The sequence below is a fragment of the Spiribacter curvatus genome (assembly GCF_000485905.1).
Taxonomy (GTDB): Bacteria; Pseudomonadota; Gammaproteobacteria; order Nitrococcales; family Nitrococcaceae; genus Spiribacter; species Spiribacter curvatus.
The window spans coordinates 401,366-422,732 of sequence record NC_022664.1; the positions used below are offsets into that span (position 1 = coordinate 401,366).

The 21,367-nt window shown below is 63.3% G+C and carries 19 protein-coding genes and 1 pseudogene; 14 read left to right on the top strand and 6 right to left on the bottom strand.

The features are described from left to right. Nucleotides 1-5: 5 nt before the first annotated feature. The 3 genes from sucD to SPICUR_RS02005 are packed head-to-tail and all read left to right on the top strand — an operon-like array spanning nt 6 to nt 2,919. Nucleotides 6-878 carry a succinate--CoA ligase subunit alpha gene (gene sucD, locus SPICUR_RS01995; RefSeq protein ID WP_023365529.1) on the top strand — a complete coding sequence of 291 codons (873 nt, stop codon included), beginning with the start codon at nt 6-8 and terminating at the stop codon, nt 876-878. A 19-nt stretch (nt 879-897) separates the two neighbouring features. After that, a complete protein-coding gene (locus tag SPICUR_RS02000; protein ID WP_023365531.1) occupies nt 898-2,532 on the top strand; it encodes an NAD+ synthase in 1,635 nt (544 codons plus the stop codon). Between the two features lie 48 nt (nt 2,533-2,580). After that, the gene (locus SPICUR_RS02005) at nt 2,581-2,919 is read left to right on the top strand and encodes a P-II family nitrogen regulator (RefSeq protein ID WP_023365533.1); all 339 of its coding nucleotides are present in this window, start codon (nt 2,581-2,583) and stop codon (nt 2,917-2,919) included. Between the two features lie 22 nt (nt 2,920-2,941). Here the strand turns inward: SPICUR_RS02005 and SPICUR_RS02010 are convergent. Continuing rightward, nucleotides 2,942-3,814, bottom strand: a pseudogene (locus tag SPICUR_RS02010) (outer membrane protein assembly factor BamD); the annotation flags it as partial. An 18-nt stretch (nt 3,815-3,832) separates the two neighbouring features. Here SPICUR_RS02010 and rluD point away from each other — a divergent pair. The 4 genes from rluD (at nt 3,833) to SPICUR_RS02030 (ending at nt 10,271) form a co-directional block, all read left to right on the top strand. Further along, complete coding sequence (gene rluD / locus SPICUR_RS02015) at nt 3,833-4,906, top strand: 23S rRNA pseudouridine(1911/1915/1917) synthase RluD (RefSeq protein WP_051373281.1); 1,074 nt, start codon at nt 3,833-3,835, stop codon at nt 4,904-4,906. Continuing rightward, entirely contained in the window at nt 4,903-5,664 is a 762-nt protein-coding gene (gene pgeF, locus SPICUR_RS02020) for a peptidoglycan editing factor PgeF (protein ID WP_041382025.1), read from the top strand. The genes rluD and pgeF overlap by 4 nt, the downstream gene beginning before the upstream one ends. 103 nt (nt 5,665-5,767) lie before the next feature. Then, on the top strand, nt 5,768-8,389 hold the full coding sequence (gene clpB, locus SPICUR_RS02025; RefSeq protein ID WP_023365541.1) for an ATP-dependent chaperone ClpB: 2,622 nt from the start codon (nt 5,768-5,770) through the stop codon (nt 8,387-8,389). 34 nt (nt 8,390-8,423) lie between these two features. After that, the gene (locus SPICUR_RS02030) at nt 8,424-10,271 is read left to right on the top strand and encodes a putative bifunctional diguanylate cyclase/phosphodiesterase (RefSeq protein WP_023365543.1); all 1,848 of its coding nucleotides are present in this window, start codon (nt 8,424-8,426) and stop codon (nt 10,269-10,271) included. 29 nt (nt 10,272-10,300) lie between these two features. On the opposite strand, the gene SPICUR_RS02035 is transcribed toward SPICUR_RS02030, so the two are convergent. From SPICUR_RS02035 to SPICUR_RS02045, 3 genes are read right to left on the bottom strand one after another with little or no spacing between them, the layout of a single operon-like run. Continuing rightward, nucleotides 10,301-11,158, bottom strand: a complete 858-nt coding sequence (locus SPICUR_RS02035) for an SDR family NAD(P)-dependent oxidoreductase (RefSeq protein WP_023365545.1) — start codon at nt 11,156-11,158, stop codon at nt 10,301-10,303. Further along, the gene (locus tag SPICUR_RS02040) at nt 11,151-12,368 is read right to left on the bottom strand and encodes a M24 family metallopeptidase (protein ID WP_023365547.1); all 1,218 of its coding nucleotides are present in this window, start codon (nt 12,366-12,368) and stop codon (nt 11,151-11,153) included. The genes SPICUR_RS02035 and SPICUR_RS02040 overlap by 8 nt, the downstream gene beginning before the upstream one ends. Nucleotides 12,369-12,396: 28 nt before the next feature. Continuing rightward, the gene (locus SPICUR_RS02045) at nt 12,397-13,050 is read right to left on the bottom strand and encodes a DUF1614 domain-containing protein (RefSeq protein ID WP_023365549.1); all 654 of its coding nucleotides are present in this window, start codon (nt 13,048-13,050) and stop codon (nt 12,397-12,399) included. Between the two features lie 53 nt (nt 13,051-13,103). Between SPICUR_RS02045 and SPICUR_RS02050 the strand changes: the two genes are divergently transcribed. Then, the gene (locus SPICUR_RS02050; protein WP_023365551.1) at nt 13,104-13,451 is read left to right on the top strand and encodes an FmdB family zinc ribbon protein; all 348 of its coding nucleotides are present in this window, start codon (nt 13,104-13,106) and stop codon (nt 13,449-13,451) included. Between the two features lie 98 nt (nt 13,452-13,549). After that, the gene (aspS, locus tag SPICUR_RS02055; RefSeq protein WP_023365553.1) at nt 13,550-15,328 is read left to right on the top strand and encodes an aspartate--tRNA ligase; all 1,779 of its coding nucleotides are present in this window, start codon (nt 13,550-13,552) and stop codon (nt 15,326-15,328) included. A gap of 19 nt (nt 15,329-15,347) precedes the next feature. On the opposite strand, the gene SPICUR_RS09500 is transcribed toward aspS, so the two are convergent. Then, complete coding sequence (locus SPICUR_RS09500) at nt 15,348-15,863, bottom strand: DUF192 domain-containing protein (protein WP_023365555.1); 516 nt, start codon at nt 15,861-15,863, stop codon at nt 15,348-15,350. A gap of 93 nt (nt 15,864-15,956) precedes the next feature. On the opposite strand from SPICUR_RS09500, the gene SPICUR_RS02065 reads away from it, so the two are divergent. Together SPICUR_RS02065 and SPICUR_RS02070 are read left to right on the top strand one after the other, a co-directional pair. After that, nucleotides 15,957-16,274 carry a DMT family transporter gene (locus SPICUR_RS02065; protein ID WP_023365557.1) on the top strand — a complete coding sequence of 106 codons (318 nt, stop codon included), beginning with the start codon at nt 15,957-15,959 and terminating at the stop codon, nt 16,272-16,274. A 116-nt stretch (nt 16,275-16,390) separates the two neighbouring features. Next, nucleotides 16,391-16,867 (top strand): Dps family protein, encoded by a 477-nt coding sequence (locus tag SPICUR_RS02070; RefSeq protein ID WP_041382031.1) that lies wholly within the window; start codon nt 16,391-16,393, stop codon nt 16,865-16,867. 252 nt (nt 16,868-17,119) lie between these two features. Here SPICUR_RS02070 and SPICUR_RS09505 read toward each other — a convergent pair whose 3' ends face one another. Then, the gene (locus SPICUR_RS09505; RefSeq protein ID WP_023365561.1) at nt 17,120-17,821 is read right to left on the bottom strand and encodes a type II toxin-antitoxin system CcdA family antitoxin; all 702 of its coding nucleotides are present in this window, start codon (nt 17,819-17,821) and stop codon (nt 17,120-17,122) included. Between the two features lie 279 nt (nt 17,822-18,100). Here SPICUR_RS09505 and SPICUR_RS02080 point away from each other — a divergent pair, with 279 nt between their 5' ends. The 3 genes from SPICUR_RS02080 to SPICUR_RS02090 all read left to right on the top strand — a co-directional run bounded on the left by SPICUR_RS02080 (nt 18,101) and on the right by SPICUR_RS02090 (nt 21,349). Further along, entirely contained in the window at nt 18,101-19,378 is a 1,278-nt protein-coding gene (locus SPICUR_RS02080; protein ID WP_023365563.1) for an O-acetylhomoserine aminocarboxypropyltransferase/cysteine synthase family protein, read from the top strand. 81 nt (nt 19,379-19,459) lie between these two features. Continuing rightward, complete coding sequence (locus SPICUR_RS02085; protein ID WP_023365565.1) at nt 19,460-20,368, top strand: LysR family transcriptional regulator; 909 nt, start codon at nt 19,460-19,462, stop codon at nt 20,366-20,368. A gap of 126 nt (nt 20,369-20,494) precedes the next feature. Continuing rightward, entirely contained in the window at nt 20,495-21,349 is an 855-nt protein-coding gene (locus SPICUR_RS02090) for a carbon-nitrogen hydrolase family protein (RefSeq protein ID WP_023365567.1), read from the top strand. The last annotated feature ends 18 nt before the right edge of the window (nt 21,350-21,367 follow it).

The window sequence follows — 21,367 nt, forward strand, 5'->3', positions numbered from 1 at the left end:
TTCACATGAGTATTCTGGTGGACAAACACACCAAGGTCATTGTCCAGGGCTTCACCGGGAAGCAGGGCACCTTCCACGCCGAGCAGTGCATCGCCTACGGCACCAACATCGTTGGCGGTACCACGCCGGGTCGCGGGGGCGAGACGCACCTCGACCGGCCGGTGTTCAATACGGTGCGTGACGCCGTGGATGGGACCGGTGCCGATGCCTCGATGATCTATGTGCCGGCGGCCTTCGCCGCGGATGCGATTCTCGAGGCCGCCGAGGCGGGGATCAAGGTCATCGCCTGCATCACCGAAGGCATCCCGGTGCTGGACATGCTCAAGGTCAAGGCGGCGCTGGACTTCTATGACGCGACGCTGATCGGCCCCAACTGCCCCGGCATCATTACGCCGGATCAGTGCAAGATCGGCATCATGCCGGGTCACATCCACATGCCCGGGTCGATCGGCATCGTCTCCCGCTCGGGGACGCTCACCTATGAGGCGGTCAAGCAGACAACGGATATCGGCATGGGGCAGAGCACCTGTGTCGGCATCGGCGGCGACCCGATCCAGGGCATGAGCTTTATCGACGTGATCTCGCGCTTCGAGGCCGACCGTCATACCAAGGGCATTGTCATGGTGGGCGAGATCGGCGGTACCGCCGAGGAAGAGGCCGCGGAGTATATCCAGGATCATGCCCGCAAGCCCGTGGTGGCCTACATCGCCGGTGTCACAGCACCGCCCGGCAAGCGCATGGGGCATGCGGGCGCGATCATCAGCGGCGGGAAAGGCACTGCGGCTGACAAGTTCGGCGCGCTTGAGCGTGCTGGCGTGGCCACTGTGCGCTCGCCTGCTGAGATCGGTCAGCGCGTCAGCGACGCATTCACTGGCTGATCGAGGGGCACCCCGGCGGATGAATGAGCGCCTTCGATTTGCCATGGCCCAGCTCAACCTGCTCGTCGGGGATGTGGCGGGGAACACCGATGCGGTGATCGAGGCCGCGCACGAGGCGCGGGACCAATTGGGCGCGCGGCTGGTGTGTTTCCCGGAGCTCACGCTCACCGGGTATCCGCCGGATGATCTGTTGCTGCGGCCGGACTTCATCGCCGCCGTGGATCAGGGGCTTGAGCGGATCGCTACCGCGACCCGCGGCATAACGGTCATCGTTGGTGCCCCGCAGCTGGTCGAGGGCCAGCTCTACAACGCCGCCTGCGTCATTCGCGACGGAGCGGTGGTGGGCCACTACGCCAAGCAGGAACTGCCCACCTACGGGGTGTTCGACGATCTGCGCTACTTCACGCCGGGTCGGTCATCCTGTGTGGTCGATGTCGATGGCTGCCGGGTGGGCGTGACGATCTGTGAGGACGCGTGGCATCGCGGCCCGGTCGATCAGGCGGCGGAGGCCGGCGCTGACGTGGTCGTGAACCTGAACGCGTCGCCCTTCGATCACTACAAGAGTGCCGCCCGGGAGTCCGTGCTGCGTGACCGCGTCGCCGAGACCGGACTGCCCATCCTCTACTGCAATATGGCCGGCGGCCAGGATGAGGTGGTCTACGATGGTGGCTCCTGCGCCTTTGATGGCGAGGGCGACTTAATGGTGCGCGCCCCGCATTTCGACACCGGTCTGCACGCAGTGGATGTGGAGCGCATTCACGGGCGCTGGACGCCGCTGGAAGGCGGGATCGAGCCCTCGCTCTCCCCCGAGGCGGTGGTCTATGAGGCGCTGGTCTGGGGGGTCCGTGATTATGTCGAGAAGAACGGCTTCCCGAGCGTAGTGATCGGTCTGTCCGGCGGGATCGACTCGGCGCTGGTCACCTGCATCGCCGCCGATGCCCTGGGTCCAGAGCGGGTGCATTGCCTGATGATGCCGACTCGTTATACCGCCGGTATGAGCCAGACCGATGCCGCCACGCTCGCGGATACGCTGGGCGTGCGCTATGACACGGTGGCGATCGAGTCGGTGTTCGATGGTTTCCGCGAGATCCTCCAGCCGGTGCTCGGTGACCGACCGGCGGATGTCACCGAGGAGAATCTCCAGTCACGGATCCGCGGGACGCTGCTGATGGCGGTTTCCAATAAGCTTGGTGGTCTGGTGCTCGCGCCCGGCAACAAGAGCGAGATGGCGGTCGGCTACTCCACGCTCTACGGCGACATGGTGGGCGGATTCTCGCCACTCAAGGATATCTTCAAGACCGAGGCCTACCGTCTGGCGGCCTACCGGAATGCCCTGGCACCCGTCATCCCGGAGCGTATCCTTACCCGTGCACCCAGTGCCGAATTGGCGCCGGATCAAAAGGATACCGATAGCCTGCCCGACTATGCCGAGCTCGATAGCATTCTCGCCGCGTATGTAGAGGATGACGCCGGAATCGATCTCCTCGTCGAGCAGGGGCATGACCGGGAAACGGTGCTCAAGGTCGTCAAGCTACTCCATCGCAATGAGTACAAACGCCGTCAGGCGGCTCCCGGCGTCAAGGTCACCACCAAGGCATTCGGCCGTGATCGGCGCTATCCCATCACCTCCGGATTTGGTCGTCAGTCGCACTGACTGATCGCCTGATACACTCACGCCTCCATGGACTAGCGGAGAAATTGGATGAAGAAAATCGAGGCCATCATCAAGCCGTTCAAGCTTGATGACGTGCGCGAGGCGATCGCCGAAGTCGGCATCACCGGCATGACAGTGACCGAGGTCAAGGGATTCGGTCGCCAGAAGGGCCACACCGAGCTCTATCGCGGCGCGGAATACGTGGTGGATTTCCTGCCCAAAATGCGCATCGAGGTCGTCGTTCCCGATGATCAGGTCGAGCGTGTGGTGGAATCCATCGTCGGCGCCGCGAATACCGGCAAGATTGGGGATGGCAAGGTCTTCGTCATGCCGGTCGAACAGGCGATTCGCATCCGCACCAGCGATTCCGGCGACCAGGCACTCTGATCGCCAGCGCCCCCGACGGCGGCTAGAGACCGCCACCCGTTGGGGATCCCAGACCGCCTGAGCCGCCGGAGGGCCCTTCGGATGTCGGCGCGGGTGGCACTTCCGTCGTTTCTTCCTCGTAGAGTGCGGGTGTCTCGGGCACGTCGCGGTCATCTGCCGTGGGCTGGCGGTTGCGGGCGGCCATCACGCCCTCGGCGAGGTCGTTGAGCTCAAGCGCCTGGTAGGCCTCGATCAGCAGGTCCATGGCCGGCTCTACTGACGGTGTGTCTTCAAAGGCCTCGATGACCGTGATGGCCCGTCGCGCGGCCGCCACCCATGCCTGCCGATCGGCGTAGAAGCGGGCAACACTCAGCTGAAAACGTCCGCCTGATTCATACAGGTCATCGAGGCGCCGCCGTGCCATGTCCGTATAATCACTGTCCGGGAAGTCCTCGACCAGTGTCGTATAGGCATCGAAGGCCTGCCGGCGCGGCACCGGGTCGCGCAGCGTCGCGTCGACACCCACCCAGTCTTTCACCGGACCGCGGTTTTTCTCCTCCAGCGCCAGGCCCTGCATATACCAGCTGTAGGGAACGGCGTCGTGGCGGGGGTTGATGCGTCGGAAGCGCTCCGCGGCGGCTACCGTGGAGGCCACTTCGCCGGCCTGATAGTAGGCATGGATGATGTCGAGCTGCGCCTGTGTGGCATAGAGTCCGAACGGGTACTGGGCCTGCAGTGACTCCAGTTCGGAGATGGCCGTCTGCCAGTCATTCCGATCGGCCGCTCGATCGGCTGCTTCGTAGAGCGATGCCGCCTCGGCATTATCGAGACGGTTGGCGTTATCCTTGTTGCTGGCACAGCCCGCAAGCAGGGTGATTGTCAGTAGAATCAGGATGAGACGCGTCATGGCAGCTGGTTTCCAATGCGAGCGGCAATGCTGCGCAGTCTAGACAAAACCGAGGGCTTCGCCCAGCAGGATGAGGTATCCGTGACCGAACCAACAATCAATGAACGGGCATGGATCCCCGATGAGGCCGCCGGTCGTCGGCTCGACGCGGTGCTGGCCGAGTGTTTCCCCGCGTTCTCGCGATCACGCCTGCAGCGCTGGCTCAAATCCGGTGAGCTCACCGTGGACGGTGCCTCGCCGCGGGCGCGGATGACCGTACAGGGCGGCGAGGAGGTGGCCATCCAGGCGCACCTGCCAGATGATGGTCCGGTGGCGGCCGAGCCGATCCCGCTCGATATTGTCTTCGAGGATGCGTCGCTGTTGGTGATCAATAAGCCGGCCGGGCGCGTCGTTCATCCCGGCGCCGGCAATGCGCATGGCACCCTGCAGAACGCCCTGCTGCATCATGACCCGCAGCTGCATGCGATCCCCCGCGCTGGCATCGTCCACCGCCTCGATCGCGATACCACCGGTCTGATGGTGGTGGCGAAAACGCTCGAGGCCCATGCTCACCTGGTCGAGCAGCTCCAGGCCCGGACGATGGGACGTGCCTATCTGGCGCTCACACTGGGGACGTTCACCGCCGGCGGCCGGGTCGATGCACCCATCGGTCGTCACCCCAGGGATCGTCTGCGCATGGCGGTGCGGGAAGTCTCCGGTAAACCGGCCGTCACGCACTATCGGATCGAAGAGCGCTTTGCCGCGCATACACTTTTGCGATGCCGGCTGGAGAGTGGTCGGACGCATCAGATCCGCGTGCACATGGCCTCGATCCGGCATCCGATCGTGGGGGATCCGCTCTATGGCGGCCGACTGCAGCTGCCTTCGGGCGCCGAGCAACTGCGGGTCGGGTCATCGCTGTCTATCGCCGATGTGCTGCGGGGCTTCCACCGCCAGGCCCTGCATGCGGAAACCCTCAGTCTGGCTCATCCGGTCACCGGCGAGACACTGACCTGGTCAACGCCACTGCCGGCGGATTACGAGCAGCTGCTGGCTGCTCTGCGCACTCATCGCGAGGCCATTGCCGCCGACGAGGCGGGCGATGGGCGATGGCGGCCATGAGCGATCCAGTAACCGCGATCGAGCTGGTGCGTCCGGATTGGACGCTCCCGGTGAAGGCGGGATTCACCCGCCGCTATGGGGGGGTCAGTCAGCCGCCCTACGATCGTCTTAATCTGGCCCTGCACGTTGGCGACGATCCAATGGCTGTGCACGAGAATCGGCGCCGACTGATCGAGCATGAACATTTGCCGGAACCGCCCCGCTGGCTCTCCCAGGTCCATGGTCGCCGCGTCGTCCATGCCAGTGACGTTGAGCGCGATCGCACCGAGGCCGATGCGGTGTGGACGGATCAGCCGGGCCAGGTCTGTGCCGTGCTGATCGCAGACTGTATCCCCATCCTGCTGGCATCAGACGATGGCGACTGTGTGGCCGCCGTGCATGCCGGCTGGCGCGGGCTGGTGGCCGGCGTGATCCAGCAGACGGTGGCAGCGATGCCTGTCACCGCCTCGCGGATCAGCGCCTGTATCGGCCCTTGTATCGGGCCCGATGCCTATGAGGTGGGTGCCGAGGTGGTCGAGCGGATGATGACCGCGGGCGTTGAGCCGCAGCTCGCCGACGGGCCCCCCAGCTGCATGCGCCCGCCCTTCCACCTCGACCTGAGTGCGACTGCACGTTGCGTTCTCGATCAATCCGGCGTCGCCCGGGTCCATGTCATCGATGCAGCTGTCCGGGGCGGCTCGAACGGCTTCTACTCCCACCGTGGAGAAGGGACGACCGGTCGCATGGCGGGGCTGATCGCGCCGCCATCCAGGCCCTGATTCCGAGCGCCGATCCAATCACCGGCACTGGCTTGTAAACCGTCCGCCTGTCCCCAATATCTTTCGGTAACAGAATCGAACGGTTATTGAAGGAGTCTGTGACATGCGAACGGACAAACTGACGACGAAATTCCAGATGGCCCTGGCGGATGCGCAATCGCTGGCCGTCGGGCGCGACAACCAGATGATCGAGCCCGAGCATCTGACCCTCGCCATGCTCGATCAGGAGGGCGGTGGTGTCCGGCACCTCCTCCAGCAGGCGGGCATCAACGTCAACCTGCTGCGCTCGCAGCTGGGCGACGCGGTGGATCGGCTGCCAACGGTCTCCGGCGATGGTGGTGAGGTGCATGTCAGCAATGATCTGAACCGGCTGCTCAACCTCACCGACAAGCGGGCGCAGAAGCGGGGCGACAGTTATATCTCCAGCGAGCTGTTTCTGCTGGCCGCGCTCGAGGATGGCAAGAGCCGGCTCGGCGAGTCGCTGAAGCAGGCCGGCGGTAACAAGGCTGCGCTGGAAAAGGCCATCGACAACACCCGCGGCGGCGAGAGCGTCGACGACCCCAACGCCGAGGATCAGCGTCAGGCGCTTGAGAAGTACACCATCGATGTCACTGAGCGGGCCGAGCAGGGCAAGCTCGATCCGGTGATCGGCCGTGACGAGGAGATCCGACGCACGATCCAGGTCCTGCAGCGGCGGACCAAGAATAATCCGGTGCTGATCGGTGATCCCGGCGTCGGCAAGACCGCGATCGTCGAGGGCTTGGCACTGCGGATCGTCAATCAGGAGGTCCCTGAGGCGTTGAAGCAAAAGCGTGTCCTGTCACTGGACATGGGCGCGATGGTCGCCGGCGCCAAGTACCGCGGCGAGTTCGAGGAGCGCATGAAGGCGGTGCTCAAGGATCTCGCCAAGCAGGAAGGCGAGATCATCCTGTTCATCGACGAGATCCATACCATCGTCGGCGCCGGCAAGGCCGAGGGCTCGATGGATGCGGGTAACATGCTCAAGCCGGCCCTGGCGCGGGGCGAGCTGCACTGCATTGGCGCGACGACGCTGGATGAGTACCGCACCAATATCGAAAAGGACGCAGCCCTGGAGCGGCGTTTCCAGAAAGTGCTGGTCGACGAGCCCAGTGTCGAGGATACGGTGGCCATCCTGCGTGGCCTCAAGGAGCGTTATGAGGTCCACCACGGTGTCGAGATCACTGACCCGGCCATTGTCAGCGCGGCGACGCTCTCGCAGCGCTACATCACCGATCGCAAGCTGCCGGATAAGGCGATCGATCTGATCGATGAGGCCGCCAGCCGCATCCGCATCGAGATCGACTCCAAGCCCGAGGCGATGGATCGGCTTGAGCGTCGGCTCATCCAGCTAAAGATCGAGCGCGAGGCCCTCAACAAGGAAGCGGACGAGGCGTCGAAAAAGCGGCTCGCCACCCTTGAGGAGGAGATCGCCGAGATCGAGCACGAGTACAACCAAATGGAGTCGGTCTGGAACAGCGAGAAGGCCGCGGTCGAGGGGACGACCGGACTGAAGGAGGCGCTGGAGCAGGCGCGCCAGGAGCTCGAGACCGCGCGTCGGGCAAGCGACCTGACGCGCATGTCCGAGCTCCAGTACGGCCGCATCCCCGAGCTCGAGCACCAGCTCGAAGCGGCCACCCAGGCCGAGGGCCATCAGGAGATGCAACTGCTGCGTAACTCGGTGACCGAGGAAGAGGTGGCCGAGGTGGTCTCGAAGTGGACCGGTATCCCGGTCTCGAAGATGCTCGAGGGCGAGCGTGACAAACTCCTACGCATGGAAGAGGGCCTTGGCGAGCGGGTGATCGGCCAGTCCGAGGCCGTCGCGGCGGTCTCTGATGCCATCCGTCGCTCCCGGGCAGGGCTGTCCGATCCCAATCGGCCCAACGGCTCGTTCCTGTTCCTGGGCCCGACCGGTGTGGGTAAGACCGAGCTCTGCAAGGCGCTTGCGACTTACCTCTTCGATACCGAAGAAGCGATGGTCCGCATCGATATGTCGGAGTTCATGGAGAAGCATTCCGTGGCGCGCCTGATCGGGGCACCTCCGGGCTATGTCGGCTATGAGGAGGGAGGCTATCTGACCGAGGCCGTGCGCCGCAAGCCCTACTCGGTGCTGCTGCTCGATGAGGTGGAAAAGGCCCACGCGGATGTCTTCAACATCCTGCTGCAGGTGCTCGATGACGGTCGTCTGACCGACAGCCATGGACGCACGGTGGATTTCCGCAATACCGTGATCGTGATGACCTCAAACCTCGGCTCGCACCTCATCCAGTCGCATGCCGGCGAGGCGCAGTATGACGAGATGAAGCGCGAGGTGATGGGCGTGGTCGGCCAGCACTTCCCGCCGGAGTTCATCAACCGGGTCGATGACGTGGTGGTGTTCCACCCCCTCGAGCGCGAGCAGATCCGCCGGATCACTGAGATCCAGGTGCGCGACCTCTCCGAGCGGCTGCGCGAGCGGGACATGGCGCTTGAGCTCACCGATGCGGCGCTGGATCTGATTGGTGAGGCCGGGTTTGACCCGATGTACGGGGCGCGGCCACTCAGGCGCATTCTCCAGCAGCGGGTGGAAAACGCCCTTGCGCAGGGCATCCTTGCGGGTGATTTCAGTCCAGGCGATCGCATCCGGGTGGATGCCGATGCGTCGACGGATGAAACGGCGGGCGACACCCTGAAACTGGAGCGTATTAGCGAACCCGCGGACGCCTGACAGAGAGGCGGCCGCCTGAAGAGTGAGGGGGTCGATGAGCGCTCGCGATTATCTGTCCGATCCAGCCCGGCTCGAGGCGCTGGATCGACTGGAGGTGGCTGACCGGGGGACCGGAGCGGCGATTGAGGCGCTCACGCGAGTGACTGCTCGCTTTTTTGGCGTCGAGCGTGCAACGGTTCACTTGGTGGATGATGAGCGGCAGTCTGTGCAGGCCTCTTCCGACGGGGTCTGTGCGCCGGATGTCCCGCTGGGAAAAACCTTTTGCGAACGTACCGTGCTGTATCAGGATCTGGTGTTAATCCCCGATCTGCGCGAGGACACTGGATTCAGCGCGAGCGAGTTCGTGACCGGGCCCGAGCAGCTGCGATTCTATGCCGGCATGCCGCTGCGAACCGACGAGGGCTATGTGATCGGCACCCTGTGTCTGCTGGACAGCCGGGCCAACATCCACCGGGCGTTCTCGGACCACCAGGTCGCGGTTTATCGGGACCTTGCGGAGGCCGTGGTTCAAACCATGGCACTGCGTGATCTTCATCGCTCCAGCCAGCAGCGTCTGCTTCGCGTGGGCGAAGAGGACGCGGTGACTGGTTTGCTGAACCGGTGGGGGCTAACGACGCGTCTCGTTGAATCACTCGATTCGAGCACTGCGAGACACGCTGGCGTCGGCCTGATTCAGATTCGGTTGCACGGTCTCGCCCGCCTGAAGCACGCCTATGGCAGCGGATTCGGCAATCAGGTCCTTGGCGCCGCCATCGACCGCCTCCGGCCGCTGCTGGCCCGGACTGAGTGGATAGCCCGGATCAGTGATGCGCAACTGCTCATTGCTCGCATCGAATCCGGTGCGCACGAGCCGGACGTCCAGTCGGCGCTCGCGGCCGCTCTTGAGGCCCGGACCGAGGCGGTCATGGAACAGTTCGAGACGCCGTTCCGCCATGAGGATACCCCGTTACACCTGATTCCACAGCTCGGCGTCGCGTATGCGAGCGTCCGTCAGGTCAGTCTCTACACGCTTCTCGACCGCGTCGATGGCGCAGTATACAAGGCGCGGCGTGATTACCCGGATGAAAGCGGGCTGTGCTGGAGTCATTCAGGGCTGGAGGCGGAATACCAAGAGGATGTCGGTCTGGAGAATCGGTTGCGTCAGGCCATCGAGGAAGGGTCGCTGCGCGTGGTCTACCAGCCGATCGTGGATCTGACCGCAGGCAATCGAATCGTCGGCGCCGAGGCCCTGGTACGCTGGCCACAGCCGTCCGGGCCGAGCATCAGTCCTGGTGTTTTTGTGCCGTTGGCCGAGGAGATCGGGGTGATCGACCAACTCGGCCAATGGGTGTTTGAGCAGGCGTGTCGAACGCTTCGGCACGGGTGCGAGCAGACCGGCCGCACGCTATGGATGTCGGTGAACGTCTCGCCACGGCAGCTCGCCAACTCCGCACTCGCCAGCGAGCTCGAGCGGATTGCCCGGCAGGCCGGCGTCACGCCGGCCCAGATTCGCCTGGAGATCACCGAGAGCGGTTTGATGCAGCAGGCCGATTCCATCGGCACAGTGCTGGAACGGCTGATAACAGCGGGTTTCTCGCTGGCTCTCGACGATTTTGGTACCGGCCACTCCTCACTCAGCCGGCTGACGCATCTGCCCTTTCAGGTTCTCAAGGTGGATCGCGCATTCGTCTCCGACAGCCCCAATGGTCCGGGTGCGGCAGTGGTGGCCAGTGTTTCGACCCTGGCGGAGGCGCTCGGCCTCAAGCGCGTAGCCGAAGGGGTGGAGACCGCGGAGGAGGCCGCTTATGTGCGTGAACATGGCTACGAGTTCGGGCAGGGCTTTCTGTACGCGGAACCCCTGTCCGCCGAGGCTTTCGTTGCCCGCCTGCTATCGAGTGAATGAACCTGGAATCGAGCGGTCCATTCCGTCGCTCATCCGCCGGTCCGGCGAACGATACGATCCAATGTCCGTGTGCCGAGGGCCCGCTTGAGTCCCTTGAAGACATGAGTCGGCAGGGTGACGTGATAGCGCGGCTTGGGCCGTGTCGATTCGAGCGCCGCAATGAGTCGTCGCGCGACCGCGTCGGCGTCCTTCGTGAAAGGCGGGTCACCGGCGCGTGAGAGGCGCTCTGTGACCGCCGCGTAAGCCTGCCGGTGCGGGCTGGCGGTTGCGTCGATCCAACGCTCGAATTTCGACCGGCCGTTCGCCCGAAACCGGCTGGTGACCGGACCGGTCTGGATGAGCACCGCCTCAATCCCGGTGCCGTGGAGCTCCTGGCGCAGCGTGTCAGTGAGACCCTCGAGGGCATATTTCGAGGCGTTATAGGCGCCCCGCCAGGGCAGGCCGATAAAGCCGAGTACCGAGCTGTGCTGGATGATCCGTCCATGCCCCTGAGCGCGCATGGCTGGCAGCACCCTGCGGGTGACAGCATGGGCGCCGAGGACATTGGTCTCAAACTGCTCGCGCAGTGCTGCGCGGGGCAGATCCTCCAGCGCACCCGGCTGACCGAACCCCGCGTTGTTGAATACGGCATCGATCCGGCCCCGGGTCCGAGCAAGCATGGTGTCAACGGCATGCTGAATGCTGTCATCGCAATCGACGTCGAGCAGTAGCGCATCCGTCAGACCATCGGCTCGCAGTGCCTCAACATCACCCGCCCGGCGGGCCGTCGCGAATATCCGCCAGCCGCGGGTCTGAAGGGCGAACGCACAGTGCCGCCCAATGCCGCTCGAGCAGCCGGTAATCAGAATGACTGGTATTGTTTCGCCGCGTTGCGGGGTCTCAGGCATGGTCCGTTCCCGTCAGTCGCAGGTCGTTATGGGTCAGCGGCTCGCCGCCGGCCTCGGTCACCCGCACCGTGTTGCTCATCCCGATGCCCCACTGGCCGGGAATACGCAGCATCAATGGTAGATGAAAGACCATGTTGGCCTGGAACTCGCGCTCGACGCCGCGGGCTATGAACCCGGAACCCTCCACCCAAGAGGGCGGGAACTGCAGACCGACCGTATAACCGAACACACCCGAGAAGAAAACCCGGTCGGCCAGTGGCGCGAGGGCGGCCTCGGCCGCGGCCGCCGCGGTATCGATCGACACACCCGGGCGCATCTGCTCAATCAGGCTTGTGTGGATGTCACGGATGCCATCCGCCACCCGACGCATGTCATCGGTTACCGACCCCGCGACGCGTGTGCGCATCATCGGGGCCGTGTAGCGATGCCAGGCCGAGCCGAACTCGAGGAATACCGGGTCACCGGCCGCCACGGTGTGACGCTGGTGGTTGCAGTGGATGACGCTCGATCGCCAGCCCGCCGTGACGATCGGCTGCAGGCTCATGAACTCGCTGCCGGCGTTGATCATGGCCGCCGATCCAGCGGCGGCGAGCTGCTGGTCCGTCACGCCCGGGGCGATCAGCTGTTCGGCAGCGGCGATGCCGGTCTCGGTGATCCGGGCGCTTTCCCGGAGCAGGGCGATTTCGGCGTCGCTTTTAACGATTCTGATGGCGTCGACGAGCCCTGAGGCATCGGTTAAATCCGCCTCGGGCAGGGCGGCGGCAAGCCCGTCCCGAAAGCCGCTGCGCAGTGAGGCGCTCCAGCGATCCATGCCGATGCGCGTTCCGGTTGGCGTGAGTCCGAGGTCACGGATGATCGCCGCCATTTGATCGACGGCGCCCGCTGCCCCCTCCCAGCGGTAACCGAAAACGGCGTCTACCCGAGCGGTTGTGACCGCTGGCCCGGTTTCGATGGAGGGTACCTGCAGTATCGCACTCCCCGGATCGCCCGCGGTCAGCAGCAGCGCTGTATGCACCGAGACCTCGAAAGTGTTGTAGCCGGTGAGATAGCCGATATCCGCGGGGTCTGTCACCAGCAGCGCGTCCAGCGCGTCACCGCCCATTGCGTCGGCAACTTCGTGCCGGCGGCGTGTATATTCGGCCTCGTCGAACGCGAGTGGTTGGCGGCCAACCGTTTGGGCAAGCTTGTCACGGTACGCGTTGAAGTCCATGAGCGGCTCCTGTGTGCAATGCGTGGGTTCAGGCGAGGAGGACTGCGACGAGCCCGGTAATGAAAACCCCGTCAAAGGTACCGGCACCGCCGATCGAGGCGAGCGGCGACCCCAGACCGCGCACGTCGCGCAGCCGTAGCACATCGGCCCCCATCAGCACGCCCAGGGTTCCGCAGATATAGGCGAGCGGAGCGCTGTTATCGGGCGCCAGCGTGACCGCGGTCACCGCTGCACTGATCGGTGCAATCAGGATCGGCATGCCGACTCCGACGCCGGCGATCGGGCGACTGAATGCGTAGCAGATGCCGCTCTGGATCGCGATCGCCGCGAGTACGATCAGCGGCGACAACGGATTGTGATTGAGTAGATAGACCGAGAATGCCACCGGGATGATGCCTCCACCGGCGTTGATCGCGATCAGTACCTTTTTCGGATCGAGGTTGCGGTAAAAAGCAGCCATCCAGCGCAGCCGCTCGGCCCAGCGTGGGTCGGGCTCGCGGGTCGCATCGACGGTGAACAGCGGCAGGTTGATGCCACTGCCCACCAGTGAGGTGATCAGCAGCAGCATGGCCGATCCCTGCGAGAGGCCCAGCTTGTCAAAGGCAACCGTGACCACGCCGATCTGGATGAACACGAACAGCGTGGCGAATAGAAAGATCGCAGCGAGTATCTGAAGCGGCATGGGCGGTCTTTATTCGGCTATCATAGTGTGTCGATATCAGGGAGATTCACAGCATGCCGATTTATGAATACGTTTGCGACGACTGCGGCCACGAGCTCGAGGCTCTGCAGGGGCTCAGGGACGGGGAGCTGACTGACTGTCCCGACTGCGGGCATGCCACGCTGCGGCGCAAGATCTCGGCCGCGGCTTTCCGGTTGAAGGGCAGCGGCTGGTACGAGACCGATTTCAAAAAGGACAACCGCCGCAATATCGCCGGCGAGCAGTCATCGGGCGGTAAGGACACGGGCAAGGAGGCAAAGAAGCCCGCTGATAACGCGAGCGCCTCCGGCAAGGGCGAAGGCAGCGCTAAGGGGGCTGGGCAGGCCTCGGGCAAGCAGGCCAGTCGCGCGAAGGATAGCTGAATCGCACTGGCCCCGCCGTTTCCGGCGGCTTGCCTGCCGACCCCCCACCGCTTAACATTTGCCGGTTACAACGATTCATTAATGGCGGTTTGATCCCTATGCGCACGCACTACTGTGGCGATGTCACCGAGGCCCTGCTTGATCAGGATGTGGAAATCTGCGGCTGGGTGCACCGGCGGCGTGATCACGGTGGCGTCATATTCATCGATCTTCGCGATCGTGAAGGCCTGTTGCAGGTGGTCTTCGATCCCGATCGCGAGGCCGCATTCGCCACCGCTGACCGGGTCCGGCCCGAGTGGGTGCTAAAGATCAAGGGCCGGGTTCGTCGCCGGCCCGAGGGCACGGCCAACGACACACTCGGTTCCGGCCAGGTCGAGGTGCTCGGGCAGACCATTGAGGTGCTCAATCAGGCCAAGACGCCGCCGTTCCAGCTCGATGAGGATGACGTTGGTGAAGACGTCCGTCTGCGCCATCGCTACATGGATCTGCGCCGCCCGGCAATGCAGCAGCACCTGGTCACCCGTGCGCGGGTGACCGGTTTCATGCACCGCTTCCTCGATGGTTATGGCTTTCTCGATATCGAGACGCCGATGCTGACCCGTGCGACGCCCGAAGGAGCGCGTGACTTCCTGGTGCCAAGCCGGCTGCATGCGGGCAGCTTCTACGCCCTGCCGCAGTCGCCGCAGCTGTTCAAGCAGCTGCTGATGATGTCGGGACTCGACCGCTACTATCAGATCGTGCGCTGTTTCCGTGACGAGGATCTACGCGCAGACCGCCAGCCCGAGTTTACCCAGCTCGATGTCGAGACATCGTTCATGGACGAGGGCGAGATTACAGCGTTGATGGAGGAGATGATCCGTGGGCTGATGCACGACGTCGCCGGGATCGATCTGCCGGATGCCTTCCCGCGCATGACCTATGCGGAGGCCATCGAGCGCTTTGGGATCGATCGCCCGGATCTGCGCATCCCCATGGAACTCGTGACCGTGAGCGATCTCCTCACTGGCGTGGATTTCAAGGTCTTTGCCGGACCGGCTGAGGATCCCCGTGGCCGCGTGGCGGCGATGCGGGTGCCGGGTGGTGCCTCGTTGACCCGCAAGCAGATCGACGGCTACACCGATTTCGTCGGCCGCTATGGCGCTAAGGGGCTCGCCTATATCAAGGTCAATGATCCGAGTGCCGGCGTCGATGGTCTGCAGAGTCCGATTGTGAAGTTCCTGCCGAAATCGGTGGTGACCGACATCCTCTCGCGGACCGGCGCCGAGGCCGGGGATCTCGTTTTCTTCGGGGCCGATAGCGCCAAAGTCGTCAACGAGTCGCTGGCGGCGCTGCGAGTGCGTGTTGGCCATGACCTCGATCTGCTCGAAGGCGAATGGAAGCCGCTCTGGGTGGTGGATTTCCCGATGTTCGAGTACGACGAGGCCGACGGGCGCTATTATGCGCTCCATCATCCGTTTACGGCGCCGCAGACCGATTCGGTGGACGAGCTGCGCGCTGCCGATCCCGAAGCGCTGATCTCCCGCGCTTATGATCTAGTGTTGAACGGTACTGAGCTGGGAGGGGGGTCGATCCGTATCCATCGCCCGGAGATGCAGTGGGCAGTGTTTGAGCGTCTGGGAATCGACGCGGACGAGGCGCGTGAGAAATTCGGATTCCTGCTGGACGCGCTGGAATATGGGGCCCCTCCGCATGGCGGGATTGCCTTCGGGCTGGATCGGCTGGTGATGCTCATCGGCGGCGCCAGCTCCATTCGCGATGTCATGGCCTTCCCCAAGACCCAGACCGGCACCTGTCTGCTTACCGAGGCGCCAGCCGGCGTTGATAGCGGCGCACTCGATGACCTCCATATCCGGGTCCGGCGCCCGCAGAAGGGCTGACCCTGCACCCGGTCATGCGTCAGCGTGCTCTGCGCAGGCGCGTTCCCACCTGAATGCCCAGCCGCTCGGCCTCGCCGGCGGCAAGCTCCAGGGCGGCGGCGATCGCCGCATCACTACCATAGCCGCTACCGCCGGGCGTCATGCGCTCGATACCGATGACCCTGCCGTTATCGTCGACATAGGCGATATCGAGGGCGGCACGCACGTTCCGCATGTGCCAGCTTGTACGCCGCGGTACTGGAAACTCGAACCATATCGGCGTCGCGCGGATGACTTCCGGCGGGAGGTGCTGCATACCCTGTGCGCGTTCTGAGGCCTCGTCGGCGATGCGTACGCGGATCCGCCGCGACTCGGCGTCGGTGGTCGGTTCAATGATGACCTCGCCAGCGGCCATCGACTGCCAGGCCGTCGGCCGTTCCGCCGCCCCGCTTTCGGAGCGGGCACCCGCGCTATCGCCCACTAACCCGGCATTGCCCAGTAGGATGGCGCCGGCGAGGACGAGACCGGCGATAATACGGACTATCCAGCGTTTCATGGGCTAAAGGCTACCGGATCGGCGGGGTGACGTCTGCCGCGGTTGATTCACTTGCTGCTAAGCTGGGTCGGTTGATTCAGACAAGGAGATCCTATGCCTGCCTGGCTGCTGCTGGTGGGAGCGGTCACGATGGAGGTGATCGGCACCACGGCGCTCAAGTTATCCGACGGCTTCTCACGCCTATGGCCGAGCCTCATTGTCGTGGCGGGCTATGGGCTCGCGTTCATCGCGCTGGGTCTGGTGCTCAAGCGTATGGAGGTGAGCGTGGCCTATGCGGTGTGGGCCGGGCTTGGCACCGCACTGGTGGCCCTGGTGGGGGTTTTCTTTTTTGGTGAGACGATGAGCTGGGTTAAGGCGGGGAGCCTGCTGCTGATCATCCTGGGGCTGGTGGGGTTGAATCTGGCCGGTTGAGGTGGGATATCTCACGGACAGGGCATCAATGGTTTGAGCTTGGGCTTGGGATGCCGCAATGTTAAATTGGAATGGTTTCAAACAGCGCGTCAGGACGACGCAAAAAGGAGGTCATCATGGCCACACCGGCAATCAATATCGGCATCGAGGAAAACGCCCGCGTGGAGATCGCGGATGGGGTCAGTCGCGTACTGGCCGACAGCTATTCGCTGTACCTGAAAACCCATAACTTCCACTGGAACGTCACTGGGCCGATGTTCAACTCCCTGCATAATATGTTCGAGGAGCAGTACACCGAGCTCGCCACGGCGGTGGATGACATCGCCGAGCGCATCCGCGCACTCGGTGCCCGCGCGCCCGGCAGCTACAGTGAGTATGCAAAGCTGACCTCGATCCCCGAGGAGAGCAGCACACCGGATGCCCAGGAGATGATCCGTCAGTTGGTCACCGGCCACGAGATCGTCGCCCGCACGGCGCGCGAGGTGTTTGCCACGGCGGATGAGGCGCATGACGAGCCGACCGCCGATCTGCTGACCGAGCGTATGCAGCTCCACGAGAAGACAGCGTGGATGCTGCGCAGCATGCTGGAGTGATCGCTGGAGTGATCGCTGGAGTGATCGCTGGATTGCTCGCAGGAGTGATGCTTCGGCTTGAATAGCTGATACGGCGTTGATCGCCGTCGCGGCCGGGGGTGGATGCGTCTGCCCCCGGTCGTTTTTTTGTGGAGGGCGCGTTGTCATCCCCTTTCCTGTCCCGTGAACACGCGCGCAACACACGGGCTATCCACACGCCTAGTCCACATCACTAGAATGTGGGTGCGATATACACGCGGGGCAGAGGCGCGCCTATATTCCGCCGAACACAAAGTCGATGGCGCGCATGATCTGCGGTGTCTCGCCGGTGAGGGATCCCGCCGGTTTGCCGAGCGCGTTATCCGATACCGTCATGAGCCGGTCGACCACCACGACAAAATGGCTGCCGGGCGAGCACTCGAGCGCAACGATTGGGTGGGCTTCCTGCAGCGGGCGTTCAAAATGGCCCGTGGGTACAAGCGGCGCGACAATCGCCCGGCCAAGGGGTTGGAGCCGGGCGTTCTGCAGGCTGACCAGAAACGGCGCCCGCGAGTCGATGCGGAATTTGTCGGCGCGGTATACCGGGTAGGTTGTCGCGGCTAGCTGGCCGCTTAGCCGTCGATCCACCGACTCCTTGAGAATCGGCACGCGATCGATCATCGCCCGGACCCACTCGTCGGTCAGAAAATCGTCATGACCATCGGCTCCATCGGCTCCATCGGCATCGTCGATATCGTCGATATTGATGAATGGTCTTGGCCTGCTCGGCGGATTGTTCCGGGCGCTCGGGGGGTCGATCCGATTCTCAATCAGGGCGCGGCGATTGCGCTTGAGCCAGGCACGGCAGCGCAGCGCGTGCAGGGATTCACGCAGATGATCCTCAAAGAATCCTGAGAGGTTCATCTCCAGCGCCCGGGCCTCGTCGAGGAGCTCGGGATCGATGCTGACATTGATCCGCTTTTTCTCAAGCGGCATACGGGGTGTTCGAGTGCCGAGAACCATGTCTTCGTCTGCCTGGTTAGTGTGTATCGGGCGTGTGTATTCAGCGTGTGCGCGGGCTGCGGAAGACAGTTAACAACACGCCCCTTCGATATCGCCGCCCGCGACGCCAGGCGGTGCCCACCACCTGATAGCCGGCCTTTATTCCATCCCAGTCTTTCCTTATCACCACATATTCCAGACGCCTGCGTTCAAACGCGTTAGAGTTTCGAGAGATAACGCGCTCCGATCACAGACCAACAGCGAGATCCCTCCATGAAACTCGAAACCCAGGCCATCCACAGCGGCTACTCGCCAGATCCGACCACCAAGGCGGTGGCGGTGCCGATCTACCAGACCACCTCGTATGCCTTTGACGACACGCAGCATGGGGCGGACCTGTTTGACCTGAAGGTCGAAGGCAACATCTACAGCCGCATCATGAACCCGACCAACGGGGCACTCGAGCAGCGCGTGGCCGAGATGGAAGGCGGTATCGCCGGTCTGGCCGTTGCTTCCGGCATGGCCGCGATCACCTACGCCATTCAGTGCATCACTCGGGTTGGCGACAACATCGTCACCACCAGCCAGCTCTACGGCGGCACCTATAACCTGTTCGCCCACGCGCTGCCCAATATGGGCATCGAGGTGCGGTTTGCGAGCGGCGACGATCCAGCCGCCATCGAGGCGCTGATCGATGACAATACCAAGGCGGTGTACGCCGAGACCGTCGGCAATCCCAACGGCAACGTCGTCGATATCGAGGCCTTTGCCACCATCGCCCATCGCCACGGCGTGCCGCTGATCGTCGATAATACGGTGCCGACGCCCGTGCTCTGGCGGCCCATCGAGCAGGGCGCCGACATCGTCATCCACTCGCTGACCAAGGCCATGGGTGGGCACGGCACCACGGTGGGCGGCGTAATCGTCGACTCGGGCAACTTCCCCTGGGCCGACTACGCCAAGAAATTCCCCATGCTCACCGAGCCCGATCCCTCCTACCACGGCGTGGTCTACACCGAGGCGCTGGGGGCGGCGGCTTATATCGGGCGCTGCCGGGTCGCACCGCTTCGCAACATGGGCGCGGCGCTCTCGCCGATGAATGCCTTTCTGCTGATGCAGGGCATTGAGACCGTGCCCCTGCGCATGGCCCGTCACGGCGAAAACGCCATTGCGCTGGCCGAGCATCTGAAAGCGCATCCGGGCGTGACCTGGGTGAAGTACGCTGGCCTGCCTGACAGTCCCTACTATCCGCTGGTGCAGAAATATATGGGCGGCAACAATGCCGGTGGCATTCTCAGTTTTGGGATCAAGGGCGGCGAAGAAGCGGGGGCAAAGTTTATCGACGCGCTTCAGCTCATCGTGCGTCTGGTCAACATCGGCGATGCCAAGTCTCTGGCCTGCCATCCGGCCACCACCACGCACCGGCAGTTGAACGACGAGGAGCTGGCGAGCGCCGGGGTCAGCCGCGATATGGTGCGGATATCGGTGGGTATCGAGCACATCGACGACATCCTCGCCGACGTCGATCAGGCGCTGGCGGCGGCAGGCTAGCTCGGCCGCTCACGCCATTAGAGAAAGAGCGTTTCGGGAGAGTGTCTCGAGCGCTACCGGGTTTCAAGCGAGGCCGAGTGAATGCCGAACGAGGACAAACTCCTCGCGATGAATTGGAATGACGTGAAAGTGTTCGTGGCGCTCGCACGCCACGGTAGGCTGACACGGGCCGCGAGGGCGCTCGGCATTACCCACGTGACCGTAGCCAACCGCATGGCCGTCCTCGAGCAGGCGCTGGAAACGCAGTTGCTGCGTCACAGTGACAGTGGCTTTGATCTTACCAAGGCCGGCGCCGAGTTCTTTCGTCACGCCGAGGAGCTCGAGCGCCAGTTGATTCTTGGCCTGGAGGGCTCGGAGCGGGACGTCCGGGTTAGGCCCAAGGTTCGAGTAGGTGTGACCGAAGGGCTTGGGGATAATTATCTCTCACCACGGATCGCCGCCTGGATGCGCGGCCATGCCTTGGATGTGGACCTCATCTCCCTGCCCAAGCCCACGAGTGTGACCAACCGTGAGGCGGATATCAGTATTACGCTCGAAGAGCCCCAGGGTGAATACGTGATTCGCCGTGTGCTGACCGACTACCTGCTTGGGATTTATGCCAGCCGCTGCTATGTGGATGCCCACGGACCCATTACTAATCGTTCGCAGCTGGTGATGCACTCTTGGATCGGCTACATCGAAACCATGCTGTTTGCCGAAGAGCTCAAATACCATTACGAGATATCTTCGGAGCTCAACTTTATCTTTCAGAGTACTAGTATCCGCGCTCAGCAGGAGGCGACGCGGGAAGGTCTCGGTCTATCGATACTCCCGAGTTACATGGCCAAGGACGATTCCAGACTGGTGCGGGTGCTGCCGGAGGTCGAGTTCGTGCGTCATTATTGGATCTCAACCAACCGAGATCTGCACCGTTTCGAGGCGGTGAGCCTTGTCTGGCATTTCATCATTAAGCAATGCGCCGCCGATCAACGGCTGTTATTCCGCAATTAGTTCCTGGTTGCCCCGCCTGTAATTCAGCTTATAAGGCGTGTAACTTTATTTTTGTACCCCTAGGCCCGGTAAGGCGCTACGTTTAATCCAGACGTAATTTTCGATCTGGAAACGTGGAACGGGCGAATGATGCAGCAGGACATTGAGGTTTCGGTGGTCCAGCACGAGCCCGAGGCGATGGACCGGCGCAGCAATAACGTCGAATACATCCTTTCCCGGTTCCATGAGCTAGCTGGCCGCGGCAGCCGGCTCGTCGTTTTCCCTGAGGTCGGAATCACCAGCTTCTTCCGTCACGAGCCTGGCGGACTGCGCCGTTATTGGGAACAGGGCACTGTAAGGCTGGACGGTCCGGAGCTGACAACCATCACCGACGCGGCTCGAGAGCTGGATGCCTATACGGTCGTCGGCTTCGCAGAACAGACATCAGTGACGGGGATCATCCATAACAGCGCAGCCCTCATTGGTCCCGAAGGCATCGTCGGGATTACCCGGAAACTCCATATGCCGGGGCTGGAGAAGCTCTACTACACCCCGGGCCAGGTTGTGGAAGTCTTTGAATGCGGGCTCGGCCGTATCGGAATCGCGATCTGCTATGACTCCATGTTCCCGGAGTATTTCAAGGCTTTATCCGATCAGGGAGCCGACATTGCGGTCATCACCGGCTCGATCTGGGCGGGTGGTGATAAGGGCGGAGTTGGCGTGGAGCACCTCAAGCGGGACTACTGGTCAGCGCTGCCCATGGTCACCGCCATCCAGAATCAGGCATTTGTGGTTGCCTGCAGTGCCTGTGGAAATCTGGATATGGGCACCCAGGCAGGCACCTGGGAGCGTCTCGGCTTAAGCCAGATCGTAGCGCCAACTGGCCGGCGACTGGCCTGGGCCGGTGGAACGGAAGAGGAGGTGATAGGCGCAGTGCTCAGCACGGAGGAACTGGCGGAGGCGCGGACGAGCTACCGCTTTCTCGCCGACCGATTGCTGTGAGCCATTTTTCCAGCTTGA

Coding starts and splice junctions, on each gene's coding strand:
- SPICUR_RS02090 (WP_023365567.1), top strand. CDS start 20,495: ATGATGCAGCAGGACATTGAGGTTTCGGTGGTCCAGCACGAGCCCGAG.
- SPICUR_RS02035 (WP_023365545.1), bottom strand. CDS start 11,158: ATGCCTGAGACCCCGCAACGCGGCGAAACAATACCAGTCATTCTGATT.
- SPICUR_RS02045 (WP_023365549.1), bottom strand. CDS start 13,050: ATGCCGCTTCAGATACTCGCTGCGATCTTTCTATTCGCCACGCTGTTC.
- SPICUR_RS09505 (WP_023365561.1), bottom strand. CDS start 17,821: ATGCCGCTTGAGAAAAAGCGGATCAATGTCAGCATCGATCCCGAGCTC.
- SPICUR_RS02085 (WP_023365565.1), top strand. CDS start 19,460: ATGCCGAACGAGGACAAACTCCTCGCGATGAATTGGAATGACGTGAAA.
- SPICUR_RS02000 (WP_023365531.1), top strand. CDS start 898: ATGAATGAGCGCCTTCGATTTGCCATGGCCCAGCTCAACCTGCTCGTC.
- clpB (WP_023365541.1), top strand. CDS start 5,768: ATGCGAACGGACAAACTGACGACGAAATTCCAGATGGCCCTGGCGGAT.
- SPICUR_RS02070 (WP_041382031.1), top strand. CDS start 16,391: ATGGCCACACCGGCAATCAATATCGGCATCGAGGAAAACGCCCGCGTG.
- SPICUR_RS02005 (WP_023365533.1), top strand. CDS start 2,581: ATGAAGAAAATCGAGGCCATCATCAAGCCGTTCAAGCTTGATGACGTG.
- sucD (WP_023365529.1), top strand. CDS start 6: ATGAGTATTCTGGTGGACAAACACACCAAGGTCATTGTCCAGGGCTTC.
- SPICUR_RS02040 (WP_023365547.1), bottom strand. CDS start 12,368: ATGGACTTCAACGCGTACCGTGACAAGCTTGCCCAAACGGTTGGCCGC.
- SPICUR_RS02050 (WP_023365551.1), top strand. CDS start 13,104: ATGCCGATTTATGAATACGTTTGCGACGACTGCGGCCACGAGCTCGAG.
- SPICUR_RS02065 (WP_023365557.1), top strand. CDS start 15,957: ATGCCTGCCTGGCTGCTGCTGGTGGGAGCGGTCACGATGGAGGTGATC.
- pgeF (WP_041382025.1), top strand. CDS start 4,903: ATGAGCGATCCAGTAACCGCGATCGAGCTGGTGCGTCCGGATTGGACG.
- SPICUR_RS02030 (WP_023365543.1), top strand. CDS start 8,424: ATGAGCGCTCGCGATTATCTGTCCGATCCAGCCCGGCTCGAGGCGCTG.
- rluD (WP_051373281.1), top strand. CDS start 3,833: ATGCTGCGCAGTCTAGACAAAACCGAGGGCTTCGCCCAGCAGGATGAG.
- SPICUR_RS02080 (WP_023365563.1), top strand. CDS start 18,101: ATGAAACTCGAAACCCAGGCCATCCACAGCGGCTACTCGCCAGATCCG.
- aspS (WP_023365553.1), top strand. CDS start 13,550: ATGCGCACGCACTACTGTGGCGATGTCACCGAGGCCCTGCTTGATCAG.
- SPICUR_RS09500 (WP_023365555.1), bottom strand. CDS start 15,863: ATGAAACGCTGGATAGTCCGTATTATCGCCGGTCTCGTCCTCGCCGGC.